8 protein-coding genes are annotated in these 6110 nt (G+C 34.1%); 5 read left to right on the top strand and 3 right to left on the bottom strand.

Features of this window, described 5'->3' with window-relative positions; all coding sequences use genetic code 11:
- Positions 1–536 precede the first annotated feature (536 nt).
- Complete coding sequence (locus CHX27_RS02980) at positions 537–863, top strand: type II toxin-antitoxin system HigB family toxin (RefSeq protein ID WP_094485282.1); 327 nt, start codon at positions 537–539, stop codon at positions 861–863.
- 2 nt (positions 864–865) lie between these two features.
- Positions 866–1222, top strand: coding sequence for a helix-turn-helix domain-containing protein (locus CHX27_RS02975; RefSeq protein ID WP_094485281.1), 357 nt, complete (start codon positions 866–868; stop codon positions 1220–1222).
- 504 nt (positions 1223–1726) lie between these two features.
- Here CHX27_RS02975 and CHX27_RS02960 read toward each other — a convergent pair.
- The 3 genes from CHX27_RS02960 to CHX27_RS02950 all read right to left on the bottom strand — a co-directional run bounded on the left by CHX27_RS02960 (position 1727) and on the right by CHX27_RS02950 (position 3347).
- A complete protein-coding gene (locus tag CHX27_RS02960; RefSeq protein ID WP_094485278.1) occupies positions 1727–2116 on the bottom strand; it encodes a helix-turn-helix domain-containing protein in 390 nt (129 codons plus the stop codon).
- Positions 2117–2133: 17 nt separating this feature from the next.
- Positions 2134–2319: a type II toxin-antitoxin system HicA family toxin gene (locus CHX27_RS02955; protein WP_094485277.1), complete on the bottom strand. Its 186-nt coding sequence runs from the start codon at positions 2317–2319 to the stop codon at positions 2134–2136.
- A 317-nt stretch (positions 2320–2636) separates the two neighbouring features.
- Positions 2637–3347 (bottom strand): hypothetical protein, encoded by a 711-nt coding sequence (locus CHX27_RS02950; protein WP_094485276.1) that lies wholly within the window; start codon positions 3345–3347, stop codon positions 2637–2639.
- A 1168-nt stretch (positions 3348–4515) separates the two neighbouring features.
- Between CHX27_RS02950 and CHX27_RS02940 the strand changes: the two genes are divergently transcribed.
- The 3 genes from CHX27_RS02940 to CHX27_RS02930 all read left to right on the top strand — a co-directional run bounded on the left by CHX27_RS02940 (position 4516) and on the right by CHX27_RS02930 (position 6102).
- The gene (locus CHX27_RS02940; protein WP_094485284.1) at positions 4516–5109 is read left to right on the top strand and encodes a Crp/Fnr family transcriptional regulator; all 594 of its coding nucleotides are present in this window, start codon (positions 4516–4518) and stop codon (positions 5107–5109) included.
- 76 nt (positions 5110–5185) lie between these two features.
- The gene (locus tag CHX27_RS02935; RefSeq protein WP_094485274.1) at positions 5186–5638 is read left to right on the top strand and encodes a DUF2141 domain-containing protein; all 453 of its coding nucleotides are present in this window, start codon (positions 5186–5188) and stop codon (positions 5636–5638) included.
- Complete coding sequence (locus CHX27_RS02930) at positions 5638–6102, top strand: ABA4-like family protein (protein ID WP_094485273.1); 465 nt, start codon at positions 5638–5640, stop codon at positions 6100–6102. Before CHX27_RS02935 ends, CHX27_RS02930 begins: the two co-directional genes overlap by 1 nt.
- Positions 6103–6110 lie beyond the last annotated feature (8 nt).

Here is a 6110-nt window from a genome sequence, read left to right as displayed (position 1 = left end):
AAGCTGGAAATTAATTTAATACAATTTTTGTCGTGTACTTAGCAACTGTTTTTATTTTTTGGGCGTTCCGGCGCCTCAGTGCTGGAAAGCTGTTTCTGGCGGCGGCGGGTCTTATGCTGCCCCGATAGCTATTGGGGTATTTTTTGCCCGACGCGGATCAAAAAACAAGATTTCCGCTGCAACCCCTGACGCGGAGAATGTGCACAAAAAGCGATCGTACGAAAAAAGTACCTTTACAATCAAAAATCGAACACAATATTCCGAAGTTGGAGATGCTGGCGGTTTTCAGCGAACGCAACTTTTTTATCGTTTTCACTATTAAAATCCGGGATATGACTTCAAGTTTAGGGTGGTTTTAACTAGCCTTGAAGTCGGGAGGGTTTGGGGATTAGCTTCAAAGTCGGGAGGGTTTGGGGAGAAGCCTCAAAGTCGGGAGGGTTTGCGGAGCAAGACAGGTACGGTTAGCAAACGTGCAAATCTTCACAATTGTATTTCTACTTAGTTTGCAAATTGAAAACTTTTGATATTTTTGCTTCATGAAAGTTCTAGTCAAGAAAACAATTTTATACTACTGTAAAAAATATCCATTAGCAGAAACGCCTTTACTGATTTGGTATAACGAATTTTCAAAACTTGCGATAAAGAACTTCAATGAATTGAAAGCTATTTATGGAAACGCAAGTATAATAAATAACAATCGTGTTGTTTTCAATATAAAAGGGAATGACTTTAGATTAGTAGTTTCGGTGAATTTTAGCCAAGCTGCGTGTTATGTTATTTGGTTTGGAACACATAAAGAATACGATAAAATAAATGTTGAAACCGTTGATTTCGACACTTCAATTTTGACAAAAGCATTATAGATATGGACTGGAAAGTATTAAAAACAGAAGATGATTACAACAAAGCTTCAATGCGATTAATGGAAATTTTCCACGCAGAACCGAATACACCGGAAAGCGACGAGTTGGATTTATTAATGGTTTTGGTTAAAGATTATGACGATAAGCATTACAAATTGCCAGAACTTAACGCATTAGAAGTTATCAAGTATAAAATGCAAGAAATGGGAATTAAGAACAAAGATCTTGAGCCAATAATTGGAAGTAAAGGACATGTTTCAGCAATTCTATCTGGCAAACGAGAAATAACATTAAAAATGGCCCAAAAGCTTAAAGATTACTTTAGTATTCCAGCCGAAGTATTTCTACATAGCGCTTGATTTCTAGAGCTTCTACATGCATTTTTGCTAACATTTCCCGTGAAGACGCAGTTGCTGGAAATGGAATTGCGTACTCTCCGCTTAATAAAAACGAAGTTAAGAAAACAGATTCTTATTTGAACACGAAATCAGACAATTGCGTTTGCACGGTGTTAGCGGAGGTCACGACACTATTGCAAAGCAACGAACGTCCGAAAATGTTGTAACCACAACCAAGAGACAGCAGTCGAGCCTGTTCTGTCGGCAAAACACGTTTCGTCACTCGAGGCAATGTTCGTTGGCAAACAGCGAATGTTCACGAAGTTTGCACGTGTGCTTTTCGCCGGTCGATACAGACTGTTACCAGATAACGTTTTTCGAACTGTCAAGCGATTCAATTGATCAAAAAATAAAAGCGAAAATCATGGATGTTAAGCACGTCCTGCGGGAGCGAGTCGGTAGATTTTGCGGAGCAGCCTCAAAGTCGGGAGGGTTTGTGGAGCAGGGGGAAAATCAGAAGGTATTCTAATTCACAAATTGCAAATTTGCCAGTTCTCTACCCACTTCATTTAGGCCGTTTAATATGCGGGTCGTTTGCTTGCTCGAAGGTTTTTTATGTCCGTTAACGTAGTGCGAGAATAATGTGGGATTCATGCCAATTCGCTCGGCGAGATATTTCGAGTTTATAACGCGATAATATTGAAAAAACTGTTTTAGATCGATTTCTAGTTCGATGTTATTACTACTCAAGTTTTGAGAATCTGGTTCAAGAGCAAGCTCTAAGGCTTCGAGTAGGTTGTTTTGAAGCTCGGTCATGGTCTTTCCCGTTGTAAAAACAGGCAAATCGTTTGAGAATGCCGAAAATCCGGTTGCTGTTTTCTCAACAATAAATTTGTATCTCTTTTTCCGTTTCATGACTCTTTCTTTCAAAATTAATTAATACCTGCTTCCTTAAGAATACGTTTTTCCAAGCCTTTAGCAATTTCACTACTTCCGTGATCGGGCACGATTAGCATATTTTTTCGTTCCGGATGAACCATCTTCACATGAGAACCTCTCTGCGAAATCGCATACCACCCATTCCTCTTAAGAATTCTAATCAGTTCCGAACATTTCATTACTAACGCTATTTGGCATATACAGAAATTACAAAGTAAATAAAAATTTACCTGAAAATTACATTAAAGTAAATAAAAATATACTTTTTGTTGTTGAGAATGTTTTACAAAGCTTGTGAATATCGAAGAATACTGTACATGGACGCAATTGTGTATTCAATTCAAAAAACTGGCAGCTAGAACCTCTTTTCCTAACAACATAAATACAAAACCGTTGTGTAAACCCTTCAAAAAACGAGTAGCTACAACTGGATGCAGGTAGATTTTGCGGAGCAGCCTCAAAGTCGGCAGGGTTTGCGGAGCAGGGGGCGTAATAACTACTTTTTATACTTTATGCTTCTTCTCACGATTGTGGTTATAACCTCCTTGTTATTCTTTATGATTTTTTTTACTCTTTTAATCCAATTATTTTTTTGGTCGTATTTATAATCAAATCTTATGACAGATTTGTCACGAGAAAGCGGCCAAATCATTTCAACAACATCTCCTAACTCATTTTTTCCAATAATAAAATTATGATTATAATGTTCAATTTTATCCAAAACTAGTTTATTATACCTGTTGTAAACTTTGTATTTAAAAGTGTTCAAATTATAGTTGTATTCTGCCGTTTCCTCAGCTTCAATTTCATCATTATTCAGAGAAGTAATTTTGATTGGAGATTTTAGGCTGTCCATTTCAACAATCATTCGCCTGTAAACTTCTAACTTTTCATCTAATAATTTAAGTATCATCACACTATCACTTAAAATATACTTCACATGAAGTCTATCATTAACTTTTTGTTTATGGTAAAAAAGTACTTGTGATTCGGTCAGCTCTCTGTTCTTATTAATAGTGTATTTAAAAGTAGATTTTAGTTCTTCGTCCTTGAAGAGTTTTCCATTTATTATTGAATCCTTGGAATAGAAATAAACCCATTTATTGGTGTATGTTTCATCTTCTAAAAAATTGGTCTCCGTTACCGTTAAACTTTCAACATTATTTTCTCGCACTTTATAAAATTCGTCCATTCTAGGCTTGTTCATTAATTGGGAAAGAATTGACGTTTGACAAAACACTTGTAGCGTAGTAGCAAAGAAAAATAGCAATAGAAAGTCGTGTTTTTTCATAAAATTATATACGATATTGAACCATTGCAATATAGCCGATTTAAAACAAGTGTTATCTAATTTTGTTCAAGTTTTAATCAGCTTATTTAAGTTCATTATAGCAACAAAACTGTTGTTTTCACAAACGCCTATATTACTTTCAGCGTTAGTGTATGCATTAACAAAGTAAAAATAAAGATAAAGTCTTGTGAGCATACATTAGATTAAAAAAGTTAATCTTTCCAAGATGAAACTAAATTTACAACTTGAATTATATATAACTGTTTTGTAGTGAATAGATAACTTAGTTTAGCTGCTGCCTACTACTTCAAGCAAGAAGCATACTTTACTTCCATAAAGAACGATCTGTCTAGGTTGCGAAATCTTACGCTTTAGGACCGAGAAGTATAAATTTTTGTCTGTGAATAAAAAACAAACCTCGTTTAAATCGATTTAAAAAACTTGTTTTTTGTAATCGTTTTGAAGTAGTCGTTTTTAGATCGGGTTGTGGAAGGGGTGCAGGTCCTAGCAGATCGATTTTAATTTCTCTAAAGTACCCTATACCTCATTTTGTGCTCTACTATAAAAATTCCGCTTGTTAAAGTTCAAACTTATAATGCAAATCCTAAGGTAGTCCCGTAGCTAAATTCATCAAAAATTATAGTCCGGAAGAAACAAATTCCATTAATAAAAGAAACGGCTAAAACTTCTTTCAATTTCAGTTGAAATTTTAAATTATTTTCTGTTTCATTGTAGATATATTGTTTCCGCGAACTCGATAATTCCCAAAGTCCGCACAGCCACTTAAATTTCATAAAAACACTTCTAACACACTTAACAACATTGAATTACGCCAAATAATTAATGGAAGTTTTGGATATATTAAATAAGTAACCTGTCTTGCAATATATCTTTCCTGAAAATACATTTTTTCACGAATTTTAGGNATTCCTTGGATGTGTTGCATCTTTAAATATACACCTTTTCTGTTTTTCTTACAAGTTTTTTGGTATATTTGTTAAAGAGATTGTGGAGGTTTTTTCACAGTCTGACGTTAGGTGCAAGCGTAGCGACCGAAAGTGCCAACCATAAATCAACAGACAAAATGACTCCTAAAGCTATTCAAACATATCTCAAAACAGTAAAACACCTTTGCCCACAGGCAGACAGTGATGCTTTGAGTTTTTTGGAAAGTGGACTGACAACTTCAACATTAGCCGACAAACATTTTTATATACAGGCAAATACTACTCAGAAAAATGTGGGTTTTGTTTTTAGTGGTTTGCTAAGAGCATTTTATATTGACGATAAGGGCAATGAAATTACTATCCGATTTGCCAAAGAGTTTGATTTTGCTACTGAATATGTAGCATTTATTACTCAAACTCCAAGCAAATATTTTTTTCAATGCCTTGAAGCTTGCGAAATAGTAAATATACCTTATTCTCATATGCAGGACGCATTTTCTAAATTTCCTGCTTTGGAAAAATATGGCAGACTGATAGCGGAAGAAGTTTTAAAGTTTCAGCAAAAAAGAATTCAGAGTTTCTTGTTTGAAAATGCAGAACAGCGATATATCAACTTTGTAAAAGAAAATTCAGATTTACACAATAGAGTCTCACTCTCCTATCTTTCAACATACTTGGGTATTGAACGACCATCTCTTAGTCGTATCAGAAAAAAAATAGCCCGCAGATAATTTTGTAACAGTTGTTACAGGAACACTTAAACTATACTCCTCATTTTAGCAGAGTAAAATTTAAATACTCTTAAAAATGAAAAAGAAAATTGTAAAATCAGCATTTTTGGCAATTGCTTTAGCAATGCTAGGCTTCAACTCTAATGCCCAAAACACTAAAAAAACAGCATTTACATTAAAAATTACAAATGTTCAAAATGCAACTGCAACCATTCACATTGGTTTCTACAAAAAAGAAAATGAATTTCCAACACAGCAAAAGCATTCATTCGCAAAAGAATTAATACCTTCTAAAACGGGTGAAATAATCATTACTTGGGATGATGTGCCTGAAGGCGAATATGCACTTGCCATTTATCAAGATATTGATAATAATGGCAGAATGAAAAGTAATTTGTTTGGCTACCCTAAAGAACCATTTGCTTTCACGCAAAACTTTAAGCCAAAAATGAGTAAGCCAAAATTTGACCAATGTAAAATAACCTTTGATGCAATCAACAATATGTTTGAAGTGAAACTTATTGACTAATGAGTTATTCAGATTTATTTTCAATAGCTAATAAATTTGTTTTAATTGGTTGGTTGCTTCTCTTAATTGCCCCAAAGTGGAAATACACTACGGTTATTTCCACTTCAATAGTAGTACTTATACTTACTTTACTTTATTCAGTTTTGATAATTCACCAACTACCTTATTTTGGTTGGAGAAGTTTTAGCGCCTTAGAAAATGTAAAGAAACTTTTTCAAAAAGACGAAGCTCTGCTTGCGGGTTGGGTGCACTATTTAGCATTTGACCTTTTAGTTGGAATCTATATTACAAAGCAAACCCATTCATTAAAATTAATTCATTTAGTCAACATATTTTTATTGCCAATAACTTTTTTATTTGGTCCTTTGGGCTATACATTATTTGTGCTAATTAAATTTTCAAAATCAAAATATGAATATTATAAAAGAAACCCGTTGGGTGAAATTAAATTAATTGATTTTTGATGTTATTT

The organism is Flavobacterium aurantiibacter (genome assembly GCF_002251775.1).
Classification (GTDB): Bacteria; Bacteroidota; Bacteroidia; order Flavobacteriales; family Flavobacteriaceae; genus Flavobacterium; species Flavobacterium aurantiibacter.
The sequence above is the reverse complement of the archived record's forward strand: the minus strand, read 5'-3'. Positions and strand labels throughout refer to the sequence as shown.

Bases quoted from the DNA above. Each gene is read 5' to 3' on its own strand.
- CHX27_RS02960 (WP_094485278.1), bottom strand. From the start codon at position 2,116: ATGAAACGGAAAAAGAGATACAAATTTATTGTTGAGAAAACAGCAACC.
- CHX27_RS02950 (WP_094485276.1), bottom strand. From the start codon at position 3,347: ATGAACAAGCCTAGAATGGACGAATTTTATAAAGTGCGAGAAAATAAT.
- CHX27_RS02940 (WP_094485284.1), top strand. From the start codon at position 4,516: ATGACTCCTAAAGCTATTCAAACATATCTCAAAACAGTAAAACACCTT.
- CHX27_RS02975 (WP_094485281.1), top strand. From the start codon at position 866: ATGGACTGGAAAGTATTAAAAACAGAAGATGATTACAACAAAGCTTCA.
- CHX27_RS02955 (WP_094485277.1), bottom strand. From the start codon at position 2,319: ATGAAATGTTCGGAACTGATTAGAATTCTTAAGAGGAATGGGTGGTAT.
- CHX27_RS02935 (WP_094485274.1), top strand. From the start codon at position 5,186: ATGAAAAAGAAAATTGTAAAATCAGCATTTTTGGCAATTGCTTTAGCA.
- CHX27_RS02930 (WP_094485273.1), top strand. From the start codon at position 5,638: ATGAGTTATTCAGATTTATTTTCAATAGCTAATAAATTTGTTTTAATT.
- CHX27_RS02980 (WP_094485282.1), top strand. From the start codon at position 537: ATGAAAGTTCTAGTCAAGAAAACAATTTTATACTACTGTAAAAAATAT.